The sequence below is a fragment of the Paenarthrobacter sp. TE4293 genome, assembly GCF_050435325.1.
Classification (GTDB): domain Bacteria; phylum Actinomycetota; class Actinomycetes; order Actinomycetales; family Micrococcaceae; genus Arthrobacter; species Arthrobacter nitroguajacolicus_C.
In genome coordinates this window covers 425,124-448,634 of the sequence record NZ_JBNJRY010000004.1, presented here as the reverse complement: position 1 = coordinate 448,634, position 23,511 = coordinate 425,124, and the positions used below count along the sequence as shown (strand labels likewise).

The following is a 23,511-nucleotide window of genomic DNA, read 5'->3' as shown; positions in this document are numbered from 1 at the left end:
GTGTTCATCACCTGTGCATAAATGTTGGAAATTGAGCTAATCTGTTCCGTGTGAACAACGCCCTCTTGAGCTACCACGACGCCGTCCTTTACCGTTCGGGTGAACCGTATCGTATCCTCGCCGGAGCCATCCACTACTTTCGGATCCATCCGGATCTCTGGCGGGACCGTCTGCGTCGGCTGAAGGCGATGGGCGCCAATACCGTCGACACCTACGTCGCCTGGAACTTCCACCAGCCTAAGCGCGATCAGGCCCCCGACTTCAGCGGCTGGCGTGACCTCGGGAGGTTTATCGACCTCGCGGCGGAAGAGGGACTGGACGTCATCGTCCGCCCCGGTCCCTACATTTGTGCCGAGTGGGACAACGGCGGCTTCCCTGCCTGGCTGACAGGTATCCCCGGCATTGGCCTGCGATGCATGGATCCGGTCTTCACGGCGGCCATTGAGGAGTGGTTTGACCACCTCCTGCCGGTCGTCGCATCGCGTCAAGCGTCGGCAGGCGGGCCCGTGGTAGCCGTGCAGATCGAGAACGAATACGGCAGCTACGGCGACGACCACGAGTACATCCGTTGGAACCGGCGCGTCCTGGAAGAGCGCGGCATCACGGAGATGCTCTTCACAGCCGACGGCGGCAACGACTACTTCCTCGACGGCGGTTCGATCGAGGGAACGTGGGCGACAGCTACGTTGGGAAGCCGGGGCGACGAAGCAATAGCGACATGGCAGCGACGCCGGCCCGGCGAGCCATTCTTCAATGTTGAGTTCTGGGGCGGCTGGTTCGACCACTGGGGCGAACTGCACCACCGACGCGACGCCGATGATGCCGCTCGGGAAGCACGCAAGATGCTGGACCTGGGTGGTTCGCTCTGCGCCTATATGGCCCACGGCGGGACCAACTTCGGGCTGACCTCCGGCAGCAACCACGATGGCACCATGCTCCAGCCCACGGTCACCAGCTACGATTCCGACGCCCCCATCGCAGAGAACGGCGCCCTGACGCCCAAATTCCACGCCTTCCGCCGGGAATTCTTCCGCGCCCAAGGCATCGACGAGCTGCCGGAACTCCCCGTGGAGTTGCTTGCGGACGCGCCGGTGCTTCCGGCCCGGTCCCTGACCTTATCCGAGGGGCCGGCGTTGCTCGGACTGGTCAGGAAAGCAGGCGTAGCCGTCAGCAGCGTCAAGCCGCTCAGCTTCGAACAGTTGGGACTCGACGCCGGGATGGTCCTCTACGCTGCCGAAGCCATCCTGCCCGGACGAACCGGCGATCCCACCGAGAGCCGGCTAAAGATCACCGGCTTGAACGACCGTGCCTACGTATGGGTAGACGGTGACTTCGCCGGTGTGCTCGACGATGTCACGGGCGCGGAGGGGCTCGTCGTCACCGGCACCGGAGTTCCCGCAAAGCTGGAGATCCTCGTGGAGAACCTGGGCCGCATCAATTACGGCCCATTGACTGGCCATGGCAAAGGCATCCTGGGCGGTGTCCTCATCAACCAGCGGTACACGTTCCATTGGACGCAGACACCGGTGCCCGTGGCCGACTGGAATCAGGAAGACCTGGACGGCTTGGCCGGAGCCGACTTCGAGATTGGCGAACCGGCCGACACCTACCTCGCCCTGCCTGATTCCGGGAAGGGCTTCGTGTGGATCAACGGTTTCCTCCTCGGAAGGTACTGGGAGAAGGGGCCGCAGGTGACGCTCTACGTGCCAGCGCCCCTGCTGAAGCCTGGCCACAACAGCATCAAGGTGCTTGAGCTCGGCAAGCCAGGTACCGTCGTCGAACTTCGCGAAACGCCCGATCTCGGGCCTGAGGAAGCCGGTCCGATTGCGGCTGCGGAACTTCCGTAGGGACCTGTCCCGAGCAATTATGCTGGCTCCATGAGCCTGCAGTTCGATACCCGCCCAGCCGCTTATGCCGTCATTGTCCAGGACGGGAAGATCCTGCTGGCCTATTGGAAGCAGGACGGCAAAGAAGGGTGGACGCTTCCGGGCGGTGGCCTGGACCTCGCGGAACATCCCGTGGACGGCTGCAAGCGGGAAGTTTTCGAGGAAACCGGTTACGAAGCGCGCATTGAACGCATGTTGGGTATCGACGTCGGCCACTGGCCCGGTGATATCCGCCCGGACGGTTCGGTGAAAGATTTCCAAGCCCTGCGCCTGGTCTACGAGGCCACGGTGGTCGGTGGCGAACTGACGCACGAGGTGGACGGAAGCACCACCCATGCTGCCTGGATTCCCCTGGAAGACGTCCACAAACTCAACCGGGTCTCCTTGGTCGACACTGCGCTGCGCCTCTACAGGGAGCGCCCGGTAGACGGGAAGCTCAGCTAAATCCGTTTGCGGCAAGGCCTAGCCAAATCCACGGTTGCTTGGCTACGCTGAACAACGTTGCCGGCTTCTTAGTTGCCGGCCCGGATGCCGAGGGGGTGGATTTTGATGATTGCAGCCATCTTGCGCGCCCCGCTCCCAGTTGCGGTGCGCCGTCATCAGCCCATCATTCCTGTCCCGGCATCAGCCTGCCAGAGCTAGGTGGCCGGGCCTCAGCAGAGGCTTCCATTGAACACTTTCGCTTCTTCAAGCACCCCTTTAACCAGTTCCACCCTGGACCTTCGTGGTCCCGTTGACTACGGATTCACCGAGGAAACCGCCGGGCTTTTCCGCGCCAACGCCTCCACCCACCTCCAAGAAAATGCCAGTCCGGGCCGCGTTGTCCGTTTGGACAGGAACCGGGTCCTGGTCGCTTCGGACGGCGGCCTGCTCCACCTGCCCTATCCATCCCACGGGCTGGTGCCTGCTACCGGAGACTGGGTGTGGCTCGGCCACAACGCAGCGGGTGAGCCCGCCGTCGTCGACGTCTTGCCGCGTCGTTCGGCGCTCAGCCGCAAGCGAGCCTTCGAAGCCTCCTCCGAGGAGCAGATCCTGGGCAGCAACATCGACATCGTCGCGGTGGTGGTTCCGGTGGACCGCCCGCTGACCCACAACCGCCTCGAACGGACCTTGGTTGCCGCCTGGGATTCCGGCGCCACACCGCTGGTGGTCATTACCAAAGCCGATCTTGCCCAGTTGGCGGACGACGTCGTGGGGGAAGTCATCCTGCAGGCAGCCGGCGTGGATGTCGTGACTACCTCGGCGGAGCAAGGCGACGGGCTCGACGAGCTCAGACAGCACATCCCCGCAGGGGCCACCCTGGTCTTCCTGGGACCTTCGGGAGCAGGGAAATCAACACTGATCAACGCGCTCGCCGGACGTGAGGTCCAACAGACAGGAGAGGTGCGGGCCGGTGACGGCAAAGGAAAGCACACCACTACGTCCAGGGAACTGGTGCCGTTGTCCGATGGTGCTGTGCTGATGGACACCCCCGGGGTCCGGGGGTTCGGCCTGTTCGATGCAGACGAGGGGATGGAGGAGATGTTCGGCGACCTTGAAGAACTCTTCGCCAAGTGCCGCTTCGCCGACTGTGCCCACCAGGCAGAGCCGGGATGCGCAGTCCAGGACGCCTTGGCTGACGAAACCCTCGATCCCCGGAGATGGGCAAGCTACCTGAAGCTGCAACGCGAACTGGCCGCATTGGCCCGGAAACACGATGCGGCAGCCCGCCGCGCCTATCAACGTGAATGGCATCAAAAGGTGGTCTCAGCCGACAGGGGGCAGCGCGCGGCGGAACGATACAGGCACGACCTGGCTGAGGAACGGTCCGGGAAAAGCGGCAAACGACGGAAACGTTGAACATTGCCGATTCATTACGGAAAACGTGGCGGCGCTGACATCGTCGGTGGTGCTGGCTAGTCTGGGTGAAGATTGCTTTGCAGCCAAGTAATAAGAGTGCATATGATCATGTGGCTCTGCCGATGTTCTCGACCACAGATAGGTAAGCCCGGGTATGGCCGAAGCCATGATTGAGTTCCAGAGCGTCACCAAGCAATACCAGGGCGGGCAACCGGCGGTAGACGGTCTCAGCATGTCCATCGACAAAGGCTCGATCACTGTGTTCGTTGGGCCTTCGGGCTGTGGCAAGACCACCTCCCTGCGCATGATCAACCGCATGGTGGAGCCCACCAGCGGAACCATCACCGTGGCGGGCAAGGACGTTTCGCAGGTTCCGGCACCGGAGTTGCGCCGCTCCATGGGCTATGTCATGCAGTCATCCGGCCTGATGCCGCACCGCTCCGTGCTGGACAACATCGCCACCGTTCCGCGACTCAACGGCGTTTCCAAGGCAGATGCCCGAAAACGCGCCACGGAACTGCTCGACGTCGTCGGGTTGGCTTCGGTGCTTGGCAAACGGTACCCGTCACAACTTTCAGGGGGTCAGCAGCAGCGCGTCGGGGTTGCCCGGGCGCTCGCTGCTGATCCGCCTGTGCTGTTGATGGACGAACCCTTCAGCGCCGTGGATCCCGTAGTGCGCGACGAACTGCAGCAGGAGCTGTTGCGCCTTCAGCGGGAACTGGCCAAGACCATTGTTTTCGTCACGCACGACATTGATGAAGCAACCGTGCTGGGGGACAAAGTAGCGGTTTTCGCCGTGGGCGGGAAACTTGCCCAGTATGCTGCGCCGGAAGAAATCCTTCGGGCGCCAGCCAATGATTTCGTGGCCTCGTTCGTGGGACGCGACCGCGGATTCAGGCACCTTGCCTTCAACCCGGCGGATGCCGTGACCCTGCACCCCGTAACCATGGTCAGTCCTTCCGACGGCCATGATGCGGGCCGTGTGTCAGGGGAGTGGGCGCTGGTTGTGGACGCCGATTCCCGGCCGCTGGGGTGGTCCTCGCCGCGTGACGGTGCGGGCTTGATCCCGGGTGGTTCGCTGTTCCGCAAGGGAGACACCCTTCGCCGCGCCCTGGATGCGGCATTGTCGTCGCCGTCGGGCCTTGGCGTCGCAGTGGACGACGACGGCCGCGTCGCCGGAGTCCTGAAGGCGCCGGAAGTCCTGGCACTCATCGAGGAAGTCCGTCACCACAGGGAGGACGCCACCTGATGGAGTGGTTCCTCAACAACAGTGGCATGGTCCTGGGACTGGCGGGCCAGCACATGGTGCTCGCGCTCATTCCCATGATCCTTGGCTTGCTGATTTCCATCCCGTTGGCCCAGCTGGCCAGGCGCAACAGCACGCTAAGGTCGATCGTGGCCACCGGTACGTCGCTGCTGTACACCATTCCCTCACTGGCGTTGTTCATCATTCTTCCCACCATCCTCAACACCAGGATCCTGGATCCGCTGAACGTCGTGGTGGCGCTGACCATCTATGCCGTCGCCCTGCTGGTCCGTGCAGCCATCGACGCATTCGATTCCGTGGACGACGACCTCCGCAACGCAGCTGTCGCCATGGGCTTCAAACCCCTGGCGCGTTTCTTCCAGGTGGACATTCCGTTGTCCTTGCCGGTGATGTTCGCAGGGTTGCGCGTGGTCTCGGTCAGCAACATCTCGCTGGTCAGCGTCGCAGCGCTGCTTGGCGTAGGCAATCTTGGATTTCTGTTTACTGACGGGTTGCAGCGTACGTTCATCACCGAAGTAGTGGTGGGCATTGTCGCCATCCTGGTTCTGGCTTTGCTGATGGACGCCGTCCTGGTGGTTCTTGAGCGGCTTCTGACTCCTTGGACGCGGGCAGCAGGCGGGAAGTCGTCGCGGAAGGACGGCACCGCGCTGACCACGGAACCGAAGTCAGGACCCGTGAGGCCGCACGCCGCCGGCGCCGTCCGCCCGGATCCGGGGGCGTCCGCATGAACATCTTTGCCGAAACCATCGCCTGGTTGACGAGCCCCAAGAACTGGACCGGGAGTGGAGGAATCCCCACCCGGCTGCTGGAGCACCTCCAATACAGCGCACTCGTGCTCCTGATCGCCGCAGCCATCGCCGTGCCCATCGGCCTCTACATCGGCCATACCGGTCGTGGCCGGGTAGTTGCGGTGGCGGTCGCCGGCGCACTGCGCGCCCTCCCGACCCTCGGCTTGCTGGTCCTGTTCGCCTTGCTCGCGGGCAGTGGCCTCATGCCTCCCGTGTGGGCGCTGGTCATCCTCACGGTTCCGCCACTGTTGGCCGGGACCTACGCCGGCATCTCCAGCGTCGATGCCACCGTGGTGGACGCTGCCCGCGCCATGGGTATGACAGAGCTCCAGATCCTGTTCCGGGTGGAACTTCCCAACGGCCTGCAAGTGATGTTCGGCGGCATCCGAACCGCGGTTTTGCAGGTCATCGCCACCGTATCCGTAGTGGCCTACCTTCCTCTGGGGGGACTGGGGCGCTACCTGTTTGACGGTCTCGTCCTTCAGGACTTTCCCCGGATGCTCGGCGGCTCCCTGCTCATCGCGGGTCTTGCCATCGCCGTCGACCTCATCCTTGCCGGCGTGCAGAGGCTTGTCCTCTCGCCCGGCCTGACCCTCGACTCAAGCGGCCGCCAGAAGGCGGCCGATGATCTCACAGCCACAGCTCCCGCCGGGGCTGCCGTTCAAGGAGGTACACCATGAAAAACCCTGTTCCCATGACCCTTACGCGCCGTGGTCTTGGCGGCCTCGCAGCCGGACTGGGTGTTGCCCTCGCGTTGAGCGCGTGCGGCGGCAGCCCCCTGGCCACGCCCTCCACCTCCGCCGCCAGCGGTTCCGCTGCCGGTGGTTCCCTGGTAGTTGGCTCCGCCGACTTCCCCGAAAGCCAGGTCATCGCCGAGATCTACGTTGGGGCGCTCAACGCTGCAGGTCTCACGGCCACGTCCAAGCCGAACATCGGTTCGCGCGAGATCTACTTTAAGGCCGTCCAGGATGGCTCCATCGACCTCGTACCGGACTACTCGGGCAACCTCCTTTCCTACGTTGATACCGAGGCCTCGGAGGTGTCTGCGGAGGACGTCTACAAGGCGCTTTCGGGCAAGCTTCCGGAGGGGCTGGCAGTCCTGGAGCCTTCCAAGGCAGAGGACAAGGATGCCATGGTGGTCACCAAAGCCACGGCCGAGAAGTACCAGTTGAAGTCCATCGAGGACCTGGCAAAGGTCTGCAAGGACTTCACCATGGCGGCCCCCGCCACCTTCGAGACACGCTCGTACGGTTTCCCGGGTTTGAAGAAGAACTACAACTGCGAGCTCAAGGGACTGCAGCCGTTCAATGACGGCGGCGGCAACCTGACCCTGCAGGCACTCCTGGAGGACAAGGTCCAGGTAGCCGACATCTACACCACCACTCCGTCCATCGTCGACAACGACCTCGTGGTCCTGGAGGATCCGAAGAACAACTTCAAGGCCCAGCAGGTACTGCCGCTGTACAGCAAGGCCAAGATGACGGACAAGGCCAAGGAAGCGCTGAACAATGTTTCCAAGATCCTGACCACGGACGACTTGATCAACCTGAACCGCGCCGTCAGCGGTGACCAGAAGCAGGCTCCCAAGGATGCTGCTGCCGCTTGGCTGAAGGACAAGGGCATCGTCAAGTAACGCCTGATCAAGACCGCGTACGACGGCGGTGACGGACCCGCGCGGGACCGTCAGCGCCGTCGTCGTATCTGTGAGTTAAGTCTCAGCTGAACTCCATCACCCGTGTGGCATATTTGAGGGATGGCGAATTTCAAGCAGTCCACCAAGCTTCGTAATGTCCTCTACGACATCCGTGGACCGATTCTTCAGGCCGCCCAGCAAATGGAGGCGGAGGGTCACAGGATCCTCAAACTGAACATCGGAAACCCGGCCCCTTTCGGTTTCGAAGCGCCCGACGCCATTTTGGTGGACATGATCCGGCACCTGCCCAATGCGCAGGGCTACAGCGACTCCCGCGGTATCTTCTCTGCCCGGACCGCGGTCTCGCAGTACTACCAGACCCGTGGCATCCAGAACATCCACGTTGATGACATCTATCTCGGCAACGGTGTCAGCGAGCTCATCACCATGTCCCTGATGGCCCTCCTGGAGGACGGCGACGAGGTCCTGATTCCGACGCCCGACTACCCGCTCTGGACTGCTTCAGTTGCCTTGGCCGGCGGCCGTCCCGTGCATTACCTCTGTGACGAGGATTCCGGGTGGCAGCCCGATCTTGAGGATCTGGAATCCAAGATCACGCCGCGGACCAAGGGCATTGTGGTGATCAACCCCAACAATCCCACCGGCGCGGTGTACCCGGAAGAGACCCTCAAGAAGATTGTCGCCTTGGCGGAGAAGCACGGTCTGGTGCTCTTTGCCGATGAGATTTACGAGAAGATCCTCTACGAGGATGCAGTCCACGTGAACCTGGCCAGCCTGACGGGTGACGATGTCCTGTGCCTGACGTTCAGTGGATTGTCCAAGGCTTACCGTGTCTGCGGTTACCGGGCCGGCTGGATGGCTATTTCGGGTCCCAAAAAGGACGCCGCAGATTATCTCGAAGGCATCAACTTGCTGGCCAACATGCGGTTGTGTGCCAATGTGCCGGCGCAGCACGCCATCCAAACGGCGCTTGGCGGCTACCAGAGCATCAACGACCTCATCCTGCCGGGCGGAAGGCTCCTGGAGCAGCGCAACAAAGCATACGATCTCCTGAATGCCATCCCGGGAGTCAGCACCCAGCAGGCCAGAGGAGCGCTTTACCTGTTCCCCAAGCTGGATCCCGAGGTCTATCACATCCGCGACGACGAGAAGTTTGTCCTGGATTTGTTGAAGGAACAGAAAATCCTGGTTTCCCATGGCCGGGCCTTCAACTGGGTCCGCCCGGACCACTTCCGAATGGTGACCCTGCCCAACGTCAAGGACATTGAAGAGGCCATCGGCCGCATGGCGGACTTCCTGTCGAGGTACCCGGGCAACTAGCCTGAGGACCATGGCCGCGCCACGGGGGCGCGGCCGGGCAGAAAGGCACGCCAATGGCAGTTGCAGTTGAGTTCGCCAAGAGTCCGGCCAAGGTCCTCAAAGCAGGACCCAGGTTTTCGCTTGCAGGGGTGGATCCCGATTCCACGCCCGGGTATTCCGGCGCGAAGGCTGACGGCAAAGCTCTGCTGGCTGCCCAGGACGACCGCATGGCGGAGCTGCAGGAAAAACTCTTCGCCGAGGGTAAGTTCGGCAGTACCAAACGGATCCTGTTGATCCTGCAAGCCATGGACACGGCCGGCAAGGGCGGCATCGTCAGCCACGTCGTGGGCGCCATGGACCCACAGGGTGTTCAACTGCATGCCTTCAAGGCCCCCACGGACGAGGAAAAGGCGCATGACTTCCTGTGGAGGATCGAGAAGGAAGTTCCTGCTGCCGGGATGGTGGGAGTCTTCGATCGTTCGCAGTACGAGGATGTCCTGATCCATCGCGTCCACGGGTGGGCTGATGCTGAAGAGCTGGAACGGCGATACGCTGCGATCAACGACTTTGAGGCACGGTTGGCCGGGCAGGGGACCACCATCATCAAAGTCATGCTCAATATCAGCAAGGACGAGCAGAAGAAGCGGCTGATCGCGCGGCTGGATGATCCCAGCAAGCACTGGAAGTACAGCAGCGGGGACCTTGCCGAACGTGCCTACTGGGACGACTATATGGATGCTTATGGTGCGGCGTTCGAGAAAACGTCAACGGACGTAGCGCCTTGGCACGTGATTCCAGCCAACAAGAAGTGGTACGCCCGCATCGCCGTGCAGCAACTGCTGTTGGACGCTCTTGAACGACTGCAGCTGGACTGGCCCAAAGCCGAGTTCGACGTTGCCGCCGAGCGTGCCCTCGTGGTGGCTTCCTAGGAAGACTCTTGCCCTAGGCCCTAAGGGCTTGAGCCGCGCTACTGGGTGCCGGCAGCAGTTCCGGCATCGGTGCCGGCATCCCGGGCTGTGGCGAGGCGTTTCCGCGCTCCCTCCAACCAGTCCTCGCAGCGTTTTGCCAATGCCTCGCCCCGCTCCCAGAGGGCCAGGGACTCTTCCAGGCTGGCGCCGCCTGCTTCGAGGCGGCTGACCACACCGACGAGCTGCTCACGGGCTTCCTCGTAGCTCAACGAGTCGAGGGCTTCCGCTGAAGGTGCTGCTGGGTTGTTCTCGGTCATGATGTCCTTTGTGTTCGGTAGTGGCGATGGTGACTGCAGCATCAACGCTCGACGATGTGTCCTTGGCCGGTGGAAACTGCCCTGAAACGGCCTTCCGCGACTCGAATGGCGAGTGCGGTTCCGTCAGGTGCTTCCTCAGGGCTGCTCACCACTGTGTGTCCGGCCTGGTCCTCGCCAACAATCTGAACGACGGCATAGCCGCGGTCCAGGGTCTTTTGGGGAGACAGGGCCCGGACCTGCGCCCGGAGGTGCTGCACGTGGTCCAGGGCGCGGACGACGGCGGTGCTGACCGCTGAATGGGACCGCCGCTGCAGGCGGTGGATGTCCTCCGCCCGGGCGTCAACCATCGACGCCGGTGTGGCCAAAACCGGCCGTGACCTCAACGCATGGAGGCGGTCTGTCTCCCGATCAACCATCCGGCCGATGCTCCGGCGCAGGTGGTCCCTGGCTTGGCGGACCATGGCCAACTCCTCAGCGACATCAGGAACTATTCGTTTGGCGGCGTCGGTGGGAGTCGACGCGCGAAGGTCCGCTACGTCGTCCAGGATGGGTCGGTCCGCTTCGTGTCCGATCGCACTGACCACCGGGGTGGTGGCGGCTGACACGGCGCGGATAAGGTCCTCGTTGCTGAACGGAAGGAGATCCTCCAAAGCTCCGCCACCGCGGGCAAGGACAATAACGTCCACATGGGGGTCGGCATCCAGTTTTTTCAACGCTGCGATGATTTGCGAAACGGCAGTGTTTCCTTGGACTGCGACTTCCCGGACATCGAACTCCACAGCAGGCCACCGCAAGGCTGCATTGCGCAGAACGTCCTTTTTGGCGTCCGAATCACGGCCGGTGATGAGGCCGATGCGGTGCGGAAGCAGCGGCAGCTTGCGCTTCCTGGAGTCCGCGAACAGGCCTTCTGCCGCGAGGGCTTGCCTCAGCCGCTCAATCCGCGCCAGCAGGTCACCGAGGCCTACCGGACGGATGTCCTTGACAGACATGTTCAGGCGCCCTGTTTTGACCCAGAAATCCGCCTTGACCAAGGCGACCACGCGTGATCCACGTTCCAGGGGTATTTTTTGGCGGTCCAGCACCGTGGACCACACCGATGCGGGCAGGGAAATCTCGGCATCAACATCACGCAGTGTCAGGAAGGCGTTGCCGCCCCGGCGGTTCAGCTCAATAACCTGGCCTTCGATCCACGCCGCCGGCGCACGCTCGATGTGGGCTTTCAGCTTGCGGGACAGCAGTTGGAGCGGCCAGGGGTTATCGGGGCTGGTTTCGGCCGCTGTCCCAGGCAGTGTTGATTCCGGAGTCGCTTCAGCGGACATGGGCGGTCCGTGCCTGTTCCAGTCTCCGTGATTGCTGCTGCATGATGTGTCCTCGCTCAGGGATGCGGCTTTGGTTGCCTGCCGCCTTCCAACTCTATCCATAGCTTCCATGCCGACCCCGACATTTTCTCTCTCATGTGGACAGACCTAGGATGGTGGCACGGCCCACGACCCTGAGGATGACGTTGCGTACTTTTGTTTCAGCACTGGGAGTGATCCTCGCCCCTCTGCTCACAGCCGTCGCTGTTCCTGCGGCGTGGGTGGACCAGAACATTGTCAAGGAAGAGGGATTCGTTCGGATCGCCGGCTCGCTGGGCAACGATCCGGACTTCCAGAACCGTTTGGCCTCCGCCGCTGTGGGAACCTTCGAATCGTCTGTTGACCTCCCCGGTCCTTTGCAGTCCCTGGCTGCCGACGCCTTGAAGAACGCCGCCACGGGCATGCAGTCGTGGAGTGACTATCCCCAGGCCTGGGAGGAAACCGTACGGAACAGCCACAGGTTGAACTTCGGAACGGCCACAGCAGCCGAGGAGTCGGCTGCGTCCACCGCCCTGGTCTTGGATATCGGGCCCCTTGTACGGCTGATTCGCGACCATTTCGCCGAGGCCACCCGGATCAGGCTCGATGTCCCTGCGGAAAGCCTTGTCTCTCTGGGGGAGCCGTCCCACCGCCAACTCGTGGAACGGGTGGCTGCCTTTGCTCCTTTGTGGTGGGTAGCCGCTGCCGGCGCGCTGGTATCTGCCCTTCTGGCACTGGCCGCTGCACGGCGAAGGTCCCTGGCGTTGGTATTCCTCGGACTTGGGGGCTTGGCTTTGGCAGCGCTCTGGACGGCGGGGGCAGACCTCGCGGGTGGCATGATCGGGAACCTTGCCAGCGCCAACAGCGTGGCAGAACTTTTCAAGAACGAGTTCCTCACCGCGGCCCGCAATGGATTCGGTCAGTGGGTGTGGATCGCAGCGGTGGCGTCCGGGGCCCTTTTGGTGGTCGGAGTCATAGGGACAGTGGTCTCAGGGCGACAAGGGTCACGTTCGGCCCGAAGCTAAAGGCAGGGCCGGTAGCATGGAGGAATGACCAGCACAGCAGTTTCCATTCCTATGCCCACGGTGCCCCGCAGGCGGCGATCTCCGGAAGAGGTACAGGCAGCGGCACCCGTCACGGGTCCCAAAAAGGTTCTGCTGGCAGCCCCGCGAGGGTATTGTGCCGGCGTGGACAGGGCAGTCATTGCCGTTGAGAAAGCCCTTGAACACTATGGGCCTCCGGTTTACGTGCGTAAACAGATCGTCCACAACGTCCATGTGGTGAGCTCCCTGGAGGAACAAGGAGCCATCTTCGTCGAGGAAACAGACGAGGTCCCGGAGGGCGCCCTGGTCATTTTCTCCGCCCACGGCGTATCACCGGCTGTGGTCCAGTCCGCCGAAGACCGCGGCCTCCGTACCATCGACGCCACCTGCCCGCTGGTTACCAAAGTCCATAAAGAAGCGGTGCGCTTCGCCAAGGAGGACTACGACATCCTGCTGATTGGACATGAGGGCCATGAGGAAGTCGAAGGAACCGCCGGCGAGGCTCCTGAACATATCCAGATCATCAACGGTCCGCATGAAGTGGACAAGGTCACCGTGCGGGACCCTGAGAAGACCATCTGGCTGTCGCAGACGACCCTGAGCGTTGACGAAACGATGGAAACGGTCCGTCTGTTGAAGGACCGGTTCCCGACCCTTCAGGACCCGCCCAGCGACGACATTTGCTACGCCACCACCAACCGCCAGGTTGCCATCAAGAAGATCGCCCCCCAGGCTGACCTCGTCATCGTGGTCGGCTCCGCCAACTCGTCCAACTCCGTGCGTCTGGTTGAGGTCGCCTTGGAATATGGAGCTAAGAGCTCCTACCGAGTGGACTTTGCGAATGAGGTCGACGAGGCCTGGTTCGAGGGAGTTGCCACGGTCGGCGTTACGTCCGGCGCGTCTGTTCCCGAAGTGCTGGTCAAGGATGTCCTGCGTCTCTTGGCTGACTACGGTTACGGCGAAGTCCAGGAAGTCGTGACGGCAGAGGAAGACTTGCTCTTCTCGCTGCCTAAGGAACTCAGGGCAACCCTGAAGAAAGCCGGCGACGTGACCCGTGCCCTCGGCGGCCGGGGGAACAGGCCCACCTCCTAGGGGTAACTGACCTCATCGAGCAGGCCCGTAGCGGTTGCCGTCACAAAACGACAACCACTACGGGTCTCTTCGGTTAAGCTGCCGATTCGCGGTCTTCCCTGTCCTGGTCACTGTCATCATGACGGCCCAGAGGTGACTGCTGCTCGTGGGTGTCGACAGCCAGAAGCTCCGGGGCGGCCAAAGCGCGGGGGACAACCTCGACAGACATGGGGGCCGCGAGACCGGCGTCGTCCATGGTGTTCAGCTTGCGCGCGGTGGGCAGTACCCGGGCCTCCAAAGTGCCCACCATGGCGTTGTAGCGGTCTACGGACGTCTTCAGGGAACTGCCCAGCTTGCCGACATTTTCACCCAAAGTACCCATGCGCTCGTAGAGCTGCTTGGCGAGCTCGAACAGTTCGTGGGCGCTGTCCGTGAGCACATCCTGACGCCACGTGAATGCCACCGACTTGAGGACCGCCAGCAGGGTCCCGGGCGACGCCAGCACGACGTTCCTTGACAGGGCATATTCAAGAAGGCCCGGGTCAGCTTCCAGGGCAGATGCCAGGATGGACTCAGCGGGGAGGAAGCAGATCACCAGCTCGGGGGAGTTCCCCGGAATGTCCCAGTACTTCTTGCCCGCCAAAGCATCGATGTGGGACTTCAGCGCTTTGGCGTGCTGGGACAGCAAGGTCTTTGAATCATGGTTGCTGGCGTGTGCCACCGATTCCCCAAAGGATCCTTCTCCGTGCAGTTGTTCCTGGGCGGAGAGGTACGAGGCCAGTGGGACCTTGGCGTCGACCACCAGTTGCTTGCCGCCCGGCAACTGGACGACGAGGTCCGGACGAAGGGTGTTCTCGGTCCGGCCTGAATGAACCTGCTCCTGGAAGTCCACGTGCCGCAGCATTCCCGAAGCCTCCACCACCCTGCGAAGTTGTACCTCGCCCCACTGGCCGCGCGCACTGTTGGAGCGCAGGGCCGAGGCAAGGGCGTGTGTTGACCGCAGGAGCTGCTCGTCTGACAAGCGGGCATCCTGCAGTTGCTGGGCAAGCTGTCCGTATTGCTCTACCCGGTCACGCTCCAACAACGAGACTTGTTGCTGCACCGCTGTCAGCTTCTCCGCAACCGGGGCCAGCGCCCGTAGAACACTGCCGTCCGAGTTCCTGGACGCCGTCAGCTCGCGGTTCTGTGCGAACAAGAGCCGCCGTTCGGCGTCAGCGGCTGCCAGCTGCGCGGTCACGTCCGAGAGGCGGGCAGATACGGCATCGAAGTCTTCCTCCAAGCCGGCTCCCCGGCGTCGAAAGACAACATAGCCTGCCGCCAGGCCCACGGCGGCGCCGATCAACAGCATGAGCAGGGCCAAAACCAATCCAAATCCATCCATGAGGCAACCCTGTCACAGGGGTACGACAGTTTTAGCGAAGCGGCCTCGCTGAGGGCCATCAGCGGCACCGGCACGCAAGGTCAAGGTCCCAACGGGTAGAATCAATGCTCGTGGCTCTTACTATTGGCATCGTCGGACTGCCCAACGTCGGCAAATCAACTCTTTTCAACGCACTGACCCGCAACCAGGTGCTCGCGGCGAACTATCCCTTCGCAACGATCGAACCCAACGTCGGCGTCGTGAACCTGCCGGATCCCCGGCTGGCGAAGCTGGCCGAGATCTTCGGTTCCCAGAAGTTGCTGCCCGCTCCGGTGTCCTTCGTGGACATCGCCGGCATCGTGAAGGGTGCCTCCGAGGGTGAAGGCCTGGGCAACAAGTTTCTGGCGAACATCCGCGAGGCCGAGGCCATCGCGCAGGTTGTCCGTGTGTTCGATGACCCCGATGTCATCCACGTCGACGGCAAGGTTGATCCGCGCTCCGACATGGAGACCATCAACACCGAGCTGATCCTGGCCGATCTCCAGACCATCGAAAACGCCATCCCGCGTATCGAAAAAGAAGTCAAGATCAAGAAGCGCGAAGCAGCCGAACTGGCCGCGATCAAGGCGGCGCAGGCAGTTCTGGAACGCGGCGACACCATCTTCTCCTCGATCCAGAGCGACAAGCTGGAGATGGGGCACCTCAAGGAGCTCGGACTTCTCACCGCCAAGCCCTTCATCTACGTGTTCAACGCCGATGAAGGCATCCTTGGCGATCCGGCAAAGCAAGAAGAACTGCGGGCGATGGTTGCCCCCGCAGATGCAGTCTTCCTCGACGCAAAGCTTGAATCAGACCTCGTGGAACTCGACGAGGAAGAAGCCCGCGAGATGCTGGAAATGAACGGCCAGAGCGAGTCCGGCCTGGACCAGTTGGCGCGCGTTGGTTTCCACACTCTTGGCCTGCAGACGTACCTGACGGCAGGCCCCAAGGAAACCCGTGCATGGACCATCCGCCAGGGTGACACCGCTCCCCAGGCCGCAGGTGTGATCCACTCCGACTTCCAGCGTGGCTTCATCAAGGCTGAGGTCGTCTCCTTCGATGACCTCATCGACGCCGGTTCCATGGCCGAGGCAAAGTCCCGCGGCAAGGTCCGGATCGAAGGCAAAGAGTACGTGATGGCCGACGGCGACGTGGTGGAGTTCCGCTTCAACGTGTGATTAGGCCCGTTTCCCCGCTTGTTTGCTGGGGTTAGGCTTGCTGAGTCCGCAAGGAGTCCGCAGAAATGCTGAGAGCCTCATCCATCATGGCGCCGGCAGCGGTTCTTGTGCGGTCCTCGGCGGTAGGCCAGAGGTGCGCGTAAGTGTTTAGCGTGGTTGTTGCCTTCGAATGCCCCAGTGCTCGCTGGACGGTCACCACGTCACAGCCGGCAGCAACCAAACCGGAAGCATAGTAGTGCCGCAGGTCATGAAGCCTTATACCTTCAAGGCCTGCGGCCTTTACTGTCTTACGCCACCAATACCCGGTTGTGTTCTGATGGGGTGGCAAGCCTTGGTCACCCAAGAACAACCACTGCTGCGGGCCGTGTACGCCGATCTGCTGGACGTGTGCCGCTAGAAGCTGAACTAGCCCGTCCGGGATGTGAACGAGACGCTCAGAGCCGTATTTGGGCAGCGTGATGGAAACCTGCCCCTTGCCGGCCCGCTGTATCTGTCGCCGTACCTTGAGAGTCCTGCGCAGAAAGTCGATATCACTGAGTTGCACAGCCGCAGCTTCCCCAAGGCGTAGCCCTGCGAAAGCGCACATCGCTATGAATGGCTGAAACCACACCTCCGATACAGCCATGATCTTGCCGACATCTTCGGGCGACGGGATAGTCATTGCATGCTCGGCCTTACGGGCGCGGGGGAGCGTTACTCCGTCAGCCGGATCCACAGCAAGAAGCCGGTCATTCTTTGCCCCGCGGAGCACTGAACGCACGTTGTTGTAGCGTGTCTTCACGGTCCCTGGTGCCAGGCCGTCTTGGCTCATCTTTTTTATCCACGACTCAACGTGTGAGCGCTTGAGGTTGCGAAATTCGATGTCAGCGAACGTGCATGAACGAACAGCCAAGCTCATGGCCTTTGTGGTCCCGTCCGCCCACATCTGCCGGCCTGACCACTCAGCAAAGAAGCTGGCAAGAGTGATGCGTCCAGATTTCGGATCGACATAACTGCCTGTAACGACAGAGGCCGTCACCTCATCAAGCCACCGCTGAGCATCTATCTTGCGCGGGAAGTGCTTTGCGTGCTCCTTGCCGGCTTCGTCACGGTACCGAGCCCTCCAAGAACCGTTCGCTCGTTTCTGGATGCTAGCCATTGGGTGCCGAATCGTCGGACTCGAAATTGGGATTCTCGCCAGTGCCGATGAACTTCCTTGTAAAGCGAGCAATCACGTCAACGACCTTTTCGGCGTCTACATCGTCGGGCGTGTACGTGAAGTTGTCATCCGGAACTTCCCAGCGCTCGAGCCGTCCAGCCACCCAGCTCAGGTAGTCGTCCGCCGACTTCGGCGTCCCGAGGGCGTCATCGTGGAGGGTTTCGAGAAGTTCGGGGTGCTTGTGTAAATGAGCATAGGCGTCGTAAAGAACAAAGATGGCCCGCGGAAGGCTCTCTTCCAAGTCATGGAATGCGAAATCCGCCCAACGCCTTAGCTTTCTGAATTGCTGCGCTGGTGTTTCGGAGTTTGCTATGAGCCTTTCAATGTCAACGTCCAAGACTTCGGCTATGGTCATGGCCTCTACTAGGCGCACTGACCTGGTTCCCTTCTCGATTCTGGAGACAGCGGACGCGTCAACAGGCATCCCCCGATCGGTCAATTTGGCGGCGAACTCCCGCTGACTCAAAGAGAGTGACGTGCGGACAGCGCTGACCGTTTCGCCAAACTTGGCCTCTGGGCTCATATTTTGTTGCATGGGCAACATGCTATGCGCTTGACAACAACTTTGCCAACTGCCTACTATTGAATTGTCAGCAGGAACAAGTCATGTTGACTACGACAACAAGGAGAGCTGTGGAAGCCATAAAACTACTGACTCTTCCGGAAGTGGCAGAGCTTCTCCGGAAGTCTGATGCTCAAGTTCGCTGGATGATCCATCAGGGGACTGCGCCGAAGTCGGCGCGCATCGGAGGCAGGCGGATGTTCAGGGAGTCCGATGTACGGGACTTCATCACCGCCGCTTTCGACGCAGCAGCGTAAGAAAACAGTTCCAACGCGCATGCTTTACCCGGCCCACCACCACACAAGGGCCACAAACCAGCTTGGACATTCCGCCATGGGGGCGCATCCGTCCGAGCATCACTATCCAAACCAGCAAAAGATTGGTAATTCATACAATGAACAGCAACACCCAGCCCCGCCCGCAGACCACTCGCGTAGCCGATGACACGTTCTCCATGTGGCGGGATCTGTTCGACAATGCACCCAGCGTTACAGCCAACGAGCTGACGCTTTTCAAGGCGCAGACCACCCCGGCCGGCTACGCAGCAACAGTGCTGCACCTCGCACGCACCAACAAGCTTGCACCCGAGGTTCTGACTGACGCGGTTTACTCCGCTTGGTTGTACGCCGAGAACCCCAAGAAAGCCTTGTGCGGATCCGGCTGGGCTGAACTGTTCCGCCTCGCGTACAACCCTGACCATGAGTTCTTTGAGCGTATGAACTAGCCGAAAATCGCCGGCCCCAGATGAGCGCGGGGCCGGCACCCGGCGAACCCACAACCAAATCTGCACCAACAGACCAATAGGACAACCTTTATGCTCGCGAACCCTGTGTTCCGTATTGACCTCGCTGACTACGCTACTGAACGCAATTCATACGACTCTATGGAACTCGACCGTCAGATGCGATGGGCCCTCGGCGTCCTGCCACCAGGTTCCAACGTCCGATTCATCGTCCACAAATACACACCTGCCGGGGATCCACTCGGCTGGATGCGACCGGACCTCATCTTGCAGGTAGAAGCATCGGACGCCACCAACATCGCGGCCTGGATGAATGCCCTCAACCAGGAAGAAGCTGCCGCGTGACCAGTAACCTTGCGCAAGGTGTTTCCAACGAGTGGGCACCAACCGACTGGTTCCAACGAGTATCCGGAAACCCCGTCGGTTCGGCGGTTCAGGCGGTTCCGTCGGTTCCGTCAGATACCCCTCCGGTTGAATCGGTAGCTGACGTTCTCAGGGACCTGAGAACGCAACTGGGACGGTTCATCTGCGTCATGGATGACCTTGACCTAGATCTGCTCACCCTGTGGGCATTTCACACCCACCTCGCTTTTGAGACGTACTCAACGCCTCGCCTGCAAATCGACTCCACAATGCCAGGTTCCGGGAAAACGACTGTCTTAGAACATCTCTCCCGTTACTGCCTGAACCCCATACAGGCAGCGTCTCTTTCATCCCCGGCACTGCTGACCCGCATGTTGAACAACGGTCTGCGAACGATCCTTATCGACGAGGTTGACCGCTCCCTGGACCCTAAGAAGGAAGGCGTTGGGGAACTTATCGCCGTCTTGAACTCGGGATACAAGCGCGGGGCAACGCGGCCTGTTCTCGTTCCGGGTAAGGGCGGTGACTGGGAAGTAGCGGAGATGTCCACCTTTAGCCCCGTGGCGATGGCGGGCAACGCGCCGGCACTCCCGGATGACACTAAGTCGCGGTGCATCCGCGTGCTTCTGATGCCTGATCTTCATGGGGTAGTTGAGTCATCGGACTGGGAAGAAATCGAGGAAGAAGCCCAGGCGCTTGGGCGCCGACTGGGGGAAGCCGCGGACAACGTGCGCGACTTCGTGAAGGCGGTTCGACCCGAACTGCCTGAGGGATGCATCGGCCGCATTAAGGAGCGGTGGAACCCGCTCAAGCGTGTTGCTGCATCAGCTTCTCCCGAGTGGGAAGCCATCGCAGACAAACTGATCATCCGAGACATAGCCGAGGTGGAAATGGATCGTGAAGACGGCATGACCAACCTTCCACCCGCAGTAATTCTGCTACAGGACATAGCCAAGGTGTGGGAGCAGGATGTGACATTCATGGCCAGCACCAGGGTGGTTGAGGAACTGGTCGAGTACAACCCGCAGATGTGGGGGCCCATGAGCAGCTACGGAAAGGTCCTGACCGTTCAGCGTTTCGGCAGGATGCTGGTCCAGGCGTTCAAGATTCACTCCAAAAGGCAGGGCGATTCGAAGCGTGGATACTTCCGCCACCAGTTCGATGTCGCTTTCCGTCGGATGAACATCACCCCTCCTGTCTCAACCGACGTTACTGACGGAACCGGCGAACCGACGGCAAGGGAGGCGGCATGACGGACGCGGAACTTGCTGAGTACTGGAAACGGCAGACAATCCACTACCGCAACCTCTCCAACACCTACCTACAGCAACTCCTGGCATCGAAGAACAAGCCTGAACGCCACCACGGCAAAACCACCCTCCACCGCGACCCAACAGGGACCGCAGCAGTGAACGCCGTGGACCGCGAACGCAAACGAAAGGACGCCTAATGTCCGGATATTTTTACAGCCCCAAGGCCGTCGAATGCTGGGATTGGCCCGCCCAAGCTACCTATTACCAGCAAGTCGCCCAGCATGAAGCCTCACGGGCCCGCTACTGGCAGCGCCGTTACGAATCTCTCGCGACTACCGAACAGACCTCTTAGGAAGACGACGAATGCCTACGAACGGACTCTTCACCGCAGGGCCGGAAAACTACGCCCGCAACTACGACACAGGCGCGCACCTCCGCGTCTCACCAGCAACACTCCACCACGCAGCCGGCACAACACCAGGAGTAGCAATCTTCTCCCGGCAAAGAGTCGTCATGGTCATCGCCGCCGAACACGCTTACGAACTCGCCAACGGCATCGCTGACGCACTGGAGCACGGTAGGGGCGCGGAATGACCACACCGCAGCGGCAAGCATCTGCCTACGTTCATGGCGTCGGGAGCCCCGTGGTGGTCCTCCCTGGACGCGTGTGTGCGTGGCTGGAGCGGTACGCGAAACTCAACGAGGTACGGATCCAAAACCGTGGAGCCGACGCCGAAGTTGATGCAGTCCTGGTGGCTGTAAGGCTCGCTGCTCTGGCTTGGAGGGATGCCGCCACCGGTAGTTCTGTGGCAGCAAAACCGGAAGCGGCCACAGACTTAAAGCGATGGTTCACCACAACCCAGGCAGGCGACAAGATCGGCATCACCGACCGTGCAGTGCGCCTCGCCATTAAAGAACACCGGCTCAAAGCCAGCAATATCGACGGGCGTTGGCGAATCGCCCTCGAAGACATCGAACACTTCAAAGCCGCCAAAGCGGCAGCAGCGTAAAGGACACGCAATGACTTACGACCTCCGCACCACCGCACAGGGCCAGCAAGCCGCCACCGTACAAGAAGGGCTCCGGCAGCAGCTCGCCTACATCAGAGCGGACAAACGCTTGACTGATACGGGGCGGCGTCAGCAGATCGCAGCCGTTTACCTCCAGGCGAAAAACCAGCTCACCGCGCTCAAGAATGACGAGTCTAAGAAGCGCACCGACCAAGTTAACTACCTGCGTCGGCTTCTGTTCGGTTCAGCCGGCACCTCTGACGCCCAGACCGCGATCAGCTACAGGGACGCACAGGAACGAGTGGGAGTTCTCGGATTGGAAGATCAGGATAAGGCGGCGAAGCTCTTGGACCAGGCTCAGCTCTCAGGTGACGATGTCATGGTGAAAGCCATCATTCAGCGGGCCTTGGACTTGCAGTGGGTTGATGTCGCCAACAAGTACATCGAAACGCACGCCTACTACGGCGAAAAGCTCGAAGAACTCTGGCACCTGGACAGCGAATCATCCGAAGGCATAGACACCATCGGCTTCATCAACGCCACCGTTTTCCACGCCGACAAACCCGGGGAACTCAGCGCCTACTTCGATGACAACCAACTCGCAGGCATCGCAGCCGGGATATAGGAGTTCCAGGCAGGGCCTCAGGGCGGATAGCGCGACCCCGCAAGTCAGTTGCCACTAGTCAACTGCAGAACGGACACTGCGACACCAGGGATCGATCCTAGAAGGCTTGAGGCAGTCGGGTAACCCATCTTCTCCGCGAAGTTCCTCCACCGGGACTGATTCTCGCCAGTCGTGGCTCCGGAAGCTGCGTAAAGGGAAATCCAGAGATCATAAAGACCTGTTTTCAGGTCAGCCCGCCCTGTAGCGCCAAAGTCCTCCAAACAGTCGCGCAATGTCTGCACTACACGGGCCACGTGTTCCCGTATGAGTTCTGGTAGTTCGTCATCCTCTTCCAGCGCGGTAGTCACCTCAGCCAGTAGTTCCTCGATACCTCGCCGTGCTGAATCATTCAACCTTGGAGTGTTGCTGTCTAGAAAACCCTCTAGGGCTTCAAGCATGTCAAACATATGCGGCGTTAGAGTCTGGGACTGCGTCCCGGGTTGAGTCCAGGAATGCGGCACATTTAGCAGAGCATCGATGAATAACTTCATCGACCGCTTGTAGTGGGAAACTCTATGGCCTTCGCCCTCCAGCAGCTTTAGGGCGCGAGAGATGTCGGACAGAGCGTTAATCGCTGTTTCATGCTGGGGATACGCATCACCGTTCGCGCCTTGATTAAGGCCTCGAACAACAAACGGGGCCTGCTGGTCCGGTGTTTGCCAGTCCTCGAATAGCTCTCTCAAGGTCGTCGCAGGATTCTTCATGAGTTGACCCTATCTGGGCGCACCAGGTGCCCAGCCCAGACATGCCGATTCCAGTTGTATCAGTTCCAGTGCCCGCCCATGGCGGTCTTCTTTGCCCAAAATCAGATAAGGAGCCTCATATGGCTATCGAGACAACACCATTGACAACGAGCACAGCGAGTTAGGCGGGCTCGCTGTCAGGTGGAGCCTGTGTGACAGTTGGATTCCCGAACTCGGCTTCAACTTCTGCCAACGCACCAGGAAACTCTGTAGGCCGGCGCCAGGTCAGCCCGCGGTTGTCTCTGAATTGCACCTCGACCGCTTCACGATCGAGGACTTTCCCGTTGGGATTTACGTCCAGCCGGTGCTCACTGTTCGCAGACAGGACGGGAATGTAGATGGGGCTTTCATAAAGGTTTGGATGGGTGACGCGCACGGACCAAATAGGTTGTGGTGACGCGTTGTGAACGACGATCCAGTTCGATGGGTACTTGGACGGATCAGCTTCCATCCAGCACGCCACCATCTCTGCCTGTGATCGCTTCTGTGACTCTCTCAACTCTGCGCCGGCTTTGCGTTGCTCCTGGCGCTCCTGCAACCCTGCGCGTATGGAGTAGAAAGCAACCCCAAGCGCAACGACAGACGCGAAACCGGAACTGATCGCGGACACAACGTCAGTCCACATTGGTTCTTCGGGCGTAATAACGGTGGTAAGAACGGAAACCAGCATCCCCCAATTGTTCCTCACCCATGAAAGGGCCGGGCACCCACCCCTCCCACCCCAGCGTTGTGCCTCCTCCGGCATAGGCGCATCTTTACCCCCGCCTGCTGAAACGTTTGGCCCTTGAGGGCTTCTGCGCCCTGCGTGGGCGCTGTTTTGGGTGGTTGTGGACGGTCATGAACGATGTGATTTTTAGGCCCTGTGAGGGGCCTTTTCTAGTTAATTGAGAGGTGGTCTTAATGGCTGCACCGAGAGGTTTGAACACGGCAGGCAGGAAGCTGTGGGAGGTCACGACTTCCGATTTTGAGTTGGCGGATCATGAGCTTGCC

At 60.9% G+C, this 23,511-nt stretch carries 28 protein-coding genes; 21 read left to right on the top strand and 7 right to left on the bottom strand.

What is annotated here, in order from left to right; all coding sequences use genetic code 11:
• Positions 1-50: 50 nt before the first annotated feature.
• The 9 genes from QF015_RS10960 (at position 51) to QF015_RS10920 (ending at position 9,662) form a co-directional block, all read left to right on the top strand.
• Positions 51-1,847, top strand: a complete 1,797-nt coding sequence (locus QF015_RS10960; RefSeq protein WP_429388963.1) for a glycoside hydrolase family 35 protein — start codon at positions 51-53, stop codon at positions 1,845-1,847.
• Positions 1,848-1,877: 30 nt separating this feature from the next.
• Complete coding sequence (locus QF015_RS10955; protein ID WP_310205757.1) at positions 1,878-2,330, top strand: NUDIX hydrolase; 453 nt, start codon at positions 1,878-1,880, stop codon at positions 2,328-2,330.
• A gap of 225 nt (positions 2,331-2,555) precedes the next feature.
• The gene (gene rsgA, locus QF015_RS10950) at positions 2,556-3,725 is read left to right on the top strand and encodes a ribosome small subunit-dependent GTPase A (RefSeq protein WP_310205754.1); all 1,170 of its coding nucleotides are present in this window, start codon (positions 2,556-2,558) and stop codon (positions 3,723-3,725) included.
• Between the two features lie 154 nt (positions 3,726-3,879).
• On the top strand, positions 3,880-4,974 hold the full coding sequence (locus tag QF015_RS10945; RefSeq protein ID WP_429388960.1) for an ABC transporter ATP-binding protein: 1,095 nt from the start codon (positions 3,880-3,882) through the stop codon (positions 4,972-4,974).
• Complete coding sequence (locus QF015_RS10940; RefSeq protein ID WP_429388957.1) at positions 4,974-5,720, top strand: ABC transporter permease; 747 nt, start codon at positions 4,974-4,976, stop codon at positions 5,718-5,720. Before QF015_RS10945 ends, QF015_RS10940 begins: the two co-directional genes overlap by 1 nt.
• A complete protein-coding gene (locus QF015_RS10935) occupies positions 5,717-6,460 on the top strand; it encodes an ABC transporter permease (RefSeq protein ID WP_310205746.1) in 744 nt (247 codons plus the stop codon). Before QF015_RS10940 ends, QF015_RS10935 begins: the two co-directional genes overlap by 4 nt.
• Positions 6,457-7,413, top strand: a complete 957-nt coding sequence (locus QF015_RS10930; protein ID WP_310205743.1) for an ABC transporter substrate-binding protein — start codon at positions 6,457-6,459, stop codon at positions 7,411-7,413. The genes QF015_RS10935 and QF015_RS10930 overlap by 4 nt, the downstream gene beginning before the upstream one ends.
• 120 nt (positions 7,414-7,533) lie before the next feature.
• On the top strand, positions 7,534-8,754 hold the full coding sequence (locus QF015_RS10925; protein ID WP_429388954.1) for a pyridoxal phosphate-dependent aminotransferase: 1,221 nt from the start codon (positions 7,534-7,536) through the stop codon (positions 8,752-8,754).
• A gap of 53 nt (positions 8,755-8,807) precedes the next feature.
• Entirely contained in the window at positions 8,808-9,662 is an 855-nt protein-coding gene (locus tag QF015_RS10920; protein ID WP_429388951.1) for a polyphosphate kinase 2 family protein, read from the top strand.
• A gap of 38 nt (positions 9,663-9,700) precedes the next feature.
• Here the strand turns inward: QF015_RS10920 and QF015_RS10915 are convergent, their stop codons facing one another.
• Positions 9,701-9,958 (bottom strand): exodeoxyribonuclease VII small subunit, encoded by a 258-nt coding sequence (locus QF015_RS10915; RefSeq protein ID WP_310205735.1) that lies wholly within the window; start codon positions 9,956-9,958, stop codon positions 9,701-9,703.
• A gap of 41 nt (positions 9,959-9,999) precedes the next feature.
• A complete protein-coding gene (gene xseA, locus QF015_RS10910) occupies positions 10,000-11,277 on the bottom strand; it encodes an exodeoxyribonuclease VII large subunit (RefSeq protein ID WP_310205732.1) in 1,278 nt (425 codons plus the stop codon).
• Between the two features lie 179 nt (positions 11,278-11,456).
• Here xseA and QF015_RS10905 point away from each other — a divergent pair, with 179 nt between their 5' ends.
• Entirely contained in the window at positions 11,457-12,320 is an 864-nt protein-coding gene (locus tag QF015_RS10905; RefSeq protein WP_429388948.1) for a hypothetical protein, read from the top strand.
• A gap of 24 nt (positions 12,321-12,344) precedes the next feature.
• Positions 12,345-13,430, top strand: a complete 1,086-nt coding sequence (locus QF015_RS10900) for a 4-hydroxy-3-methylbut-2-enyl diphosphate reductase (RefSeq protein ID WP_310205726.1) — start codon at positions 12,345-12,347, stop codon at positions 13,428-13,430.
• Between the two features lie 73 nt (positions 13,431-13,503).
• On the opposite strand, the gene QF015_RS10895 is transcribed toward QF015_RS10900, so the two are convergent.
• Positions 13,504-14,790: a DNA recombination protein RmuC gene (locus QF015_RS10895; protein WP_429388946.1), complete on the bottom strand. Its 1,287-nt coding sequence runs from the start codon at positions 14,788-14,790 to the stop codon at positions 13,504-13,506.
• Positions 14,791-14,900: 110 nt separating this feature from the next.
• Here QF015_RS10895 and ychF point away from each other — a divergent pair, with 110 nt between their 5' ends.
• On the top strand, positions 14,901-15,986 hold the full coding sequence (gene ychF / locus QF015_RS10890) for a redox-regulated ATPase YchF (RefSeq protein ID WP_429388944.1): 1,086 nt from the start codon (positions 14,901-14,903) through the stop codon (positions 15,984-15,986).
• Between the two features lie 31 nt (positions 15,987-16,017).
• On the opposite strand, the gene QF015_RS10885 is transcribed toward ychF, so the two are convergent.
• Positions 16,018-17,124: a tyrosine-type recombinase/integrase gene (locus tag QF015_RS10885; RefSeq protein ID WP_429388941.1), complete on the bottom strand. Its 1,107-nt coding sequence runs from the start codon at positions 17,122-17,124 to the stop codon at positions 16,018-16,020.
• Positions 17,117-17,719 carry a helix-turn-helix domain-containing protein gene (locus tag QF015_RS10880; RefSeq protein ID WP_429388939.1) on the bottom strand — a complete coding sequence of 201 codons (603 nt, stop codon included), beginning with the start codon at positions 17,717-17,719 and terminating at the stop codon, positions 17,117-17,119. The genes QF015_RS10885 and QF015_RS10880 overlap by 8 nt, the downstream gene beginning before the upstream one ends.
• 71 nt (positions 17,720-17,790) lie before the next feature.
• Between QF015_RS10880 and QF015_RS10875 the strand changes: the two genes are divergently transcribed.
• The 9 genes from QF015_RS10875 (at position 17,791) to QF015_RS10835 (ending at position 21,739) form a co-directional block, all read left to right on the top strand.
• Positions 17,791-18,003 carry a helix-turn-helix transcriptional regulator gene (locus QF015_RS10875; protein WP_429388938.1) on the top strand — a complete coding sequence of 71 codons (213 nt, stop codon included), beginning with the start codon at positions 17,791-17,793 and terminating at the stop codon, positions 18,001-18,003.
• Positions 18,004-18,140: 137 nt separating this feature from the next.
• The gene (locus QF015_RS10870; RefSeq protein WP_429388935.1) at positions 18,141-18,470 is read left to right on the top strand and encodes a hypothetical protein; all 330 of its coding nucleotides are present in this window, start codon (positions 18,141-18,143) and stop codon (positions 18,468-18,470) included.
• A gap of 90 nt (positions 18,471-18,560) precedes the next feature.
• Positions 18,561-18,833, top strand: a complete 273-nt coding sequence (locus QF015_RS10865) for a hypothetical protein (RefSeq protein WP_429388932.1) — start codon at positions 18,561-18,563, stop codon at positions 18,831-18,833.
• 389 nt (positions 18,834-19,222) lie between these two features.
• Complete coding sequence (locus QF015_RS10860; RefSeq protein WP_429388929.1) at positions 19,223-20,104, top strand: DUF3631 domain-containing protein; 882 nt, start codon at positions 19,223-19,225, stop codon at positions 20,102-20,104.
• Entirely contained in the window at positions 20,101-20,301 is a 201-nt protein-coding gene (locus QF015_RS10855) for a hypothetical protein (protein ID WP_429388926.1), read from the top strand. The genes QF015_RS10860 and QF015_RS10855 overlap by 4 nt, the downstream gene beginning before the upstream one ends.
• Positions 20,301-20,456, top strand: a complete 156-nt coding sequence (locus tag QF015_RS10850) for a hypothetical protein (protein ID WP_429388924.1) — start codon at positions 20,301-20,303, stop codon at positions 20,454-20,456. The genes QF015_RS10855 and QF015_RS10850 overlap by 1 nt, the downstream gene beginning before the upstream one ends.
• An 11-nt stretch (positions 20,457-20,467) precedes the next feature.
• Complete coding sequence (locus tag QF015_RS10845) at positions 20,468-20,698, top strand: hypothetical protein (protein WP_429388921.1); 231 nt, start codon at positions 20,468-20,470, stop codon at positions 20,696-20,698.
• On the top strand, positions 20,695-21,114 hold the full coding sequence (locus QF015_RS10840; protein ID WP_429388918.1) for a helix-turn-helix domain-containing protein: 420 nt from the start codon (positions 20,695-20,697) through the stop codon (positions 21,112-21,114). Before QF015_RS10845 ends, QF015_RS10840 begins: the two co-directional genes overlap by 4 nt.
• Positions 21,115-21,124: 10 nt before the next feature.
• Complete coding sequence (locus QF015_RS10835; RefSeq protein ID WP_429388915.1) at positions 21,125-21,739, top strand: hypothetical protein; 615 nt, start codon at positions 21,125-21,127, stop codon at positions 21,737-21,739.
• A 44-nt stretch (positions 21,740-21,783) separates the two neighbouring features.
• Here the strand turns inward: QF015_RS10835 and QF015_RS10830 are convergent, their stop codons facing one another.
• Positions 21,784-22,482 carry a hypothetical protein gene (locus tag QF015_RS10830; RefSeq protein WP_429388912.1) on the bottom strand — a complete coding sequence of 233 codons (699 nt, stop codon included), beginning with the start codon at positions 22,480-22,482 and terminating at the stop codon, positions 21,784-21,786.
• A gap of 160 nt (positions 22,483-22,642) precedes the next feature.
• Positions 22,643-23,191 (bottom strand): hypothetical protein, encoded by a 549-nt coding sequence (locus QF015_RS10825; protein ID WP_429388910.1) that lies wholly within the window; start codon positions 23,189-23,191, stop codon positions 22,643-22,645.
• Between the last annotated feature and the right edge of the window lie 320 nt (positions 23,192-23,511).

Excerpts from the sequence above, each read along its gene's own strand:
- QF015_RS10955 (WP_310205757.1), top strand. The coding sequence starts at position 1,878 with ATGAGCCTGCAGTTCGATACCCGCCCAGCCGCTTATGCCGTCATTGTC.
- QF015_RS10945 (WP_429388960.1), top strand. The coding sequence starts at position 3,880 with ATGGCCGAAGCCATGATTGAGTTCCAGAGCGTCACCAAGCAATACCAG.
- QF015_RS10940 (WP_429388957.1), top strand. The coding sequence starts at position 4,974 with ATGGAGTGGTTCCTCAACAACAGTGGCATGGTCCTGGGACTGGCGGGC.
- QF015_RS10935 (WP_310205746.1), top strand. The coding sequence starts at position 5,717 with ATGAACATCTTTGCCGAAACCATCGCCTGGTTGACGAGCCCCAAGAAC.
- QF015_RS10930 (WP_310205743.1), top strand. The coding sequence starts at position 6,457 with ATGAAAAACCCTGTTCCCATGACCCTTACGCGCCGTGGTCTTGGCGGC.
- QF015_RS10925 (WP_429388954.1), top strand. The coding sequence starts at position 7,534 with ATGGCGAATTTCAAGCAGTCCACCAAGCTTCGTAATGTCCTCTACGAC.
- QF015_RS10920 (WP_429388951.1), top strand. The coding sequence starts at position 8,808 with ATGGCAGTTGCAGTTGAGTTCGCCAAGAGTCCGGCCAAGGTCCTCAAA.
- QF015_RS10915 (WP_310205735.1), bottom strand. The coding sequence starts at position 9,958 with ATGACCGAGAACAACCCAGCAGCACCTTCAGCGGAAGCCCTCGACTCG.
- xseA (WP_310205732.1), bottom strand. The coding sequence starts at position 11,277 with ATGTCCGCTGAAGCGACTCCGGAATCAACACTGCCTGGGACAGCGGCC.
- QF015_RS10905 (WP_429388948.1), top strand. The coding sequence starts at position 11,457 with ATGACGTTGCGTACTTTTGTTTCAGCACTGGGAGTGATCCTCGCCCCT.
- QF015_RS10900 (WP_310205726.1), top strand. The coding sequence starts at position 12,345 with ATGACCAGCACAGCAGTTTCCATTCCTATGCCCACGGTGCCCCGCAGG.
- QF015_RS10895 (WP_429388946.1), bottom strand. The coding sequence starts at position 14,790 with ATGGATGGATTTGGATTGGTTTTGGCCCTGCTCATGCTGTTGATCGGC.
- QF015_RS10885 (WP_429388941.1), bottom strand. The coding sequence starts at position 17,124 with ATGGCTAGCATCCAGAAACGAGCGAACGGTTCTTGGAGGGCTCGGTAC.
- QF015_RS10880 (WP_429388939.1), bottom strand. The coding sequence starts at position 17,719 with ATGCAACAAAATATGAGCCCAGAGGCCAAGTTTGGCGAAACGGTCAGC.
- QF015_RS10875 (WP_429388938.1), top strand. The coding sequence starts at position 17,791 with ATGTTGACTACGACAACAAGGAGAGCTGTGGAAGCCATAAAACTACTG.
- QF015_RS10870 (WP_429388935.1), top strand. The coding sequence starts at position 18,141 with ATGAACAGCAACACCCAGCCCCGCCCGCAGACCACTCGCGTAGCCGAT.
- QF015_RS10865 (WP_429388932.1), top strand. The coding sequence starts at position 18,561 with ATGCTCGCGAACCCTGTGTTCCGTATTGACCTCGCTGACTACGCTACT.
- QF015_RS10860 (WP_429388929.1), top strand. The coding sequence starts at position 19,223 with ATGTTGAACAACGGTCTGCGAACGATCCTTATCGACGAGGTTGACCGC.
- QF015_RS10855 (WP_429388926.1), top strand. The coding sequence starts at position 20,101 with ATGACGGACGCGGAACTTGCTGAGTACTGGAAACGGCAGACAATCCAC.
- QF015_RS10850 (WP_429388924.1), top strand. The coding sequence starts at position 20,301 with ATGTCCGGATATTTTTACAGCCCCAAGGCCGTCGAATGCTGGGATTGG.
- QF015_RS10845 (WP_429388921.1), top strand. The coding sequence starts at position 20,468 with ATGCCTACGAACGGACTCTTCACCGCAGGGCCGGAAAACTACGCCCGC.
- QF015_RS10840 (WP_429388918.1), top strand. The coding sequence starts at position 20,695 with ATGACCACACCGCAGCGGCAAGCATCTGCCTACGTTCATGGCGTCGGG.
- QF015_RS10835 (WP_429388915.1), top strand. The coding sequence starts at position 21,125 with ATGACTTACGACCTCCGCACCACCGCACAGGGCCAGCAAGCCGCCACC.
- QF015_RS10830 (WP_429388912.1), bottom strand. The coding sequence starts at position 22,482 with ATGAAGAATCCTGCGACGACCTTGAGAGAGCTATTCGAGGACTGGCAA.
- QF015_RS10825 (WP_429388910.1), bottom strand. The coding sequence starts at position 23,191 with ATGCTGGTTTCCGTTCTTACCACCGTTATTACGCCCGAAGAACCAATG.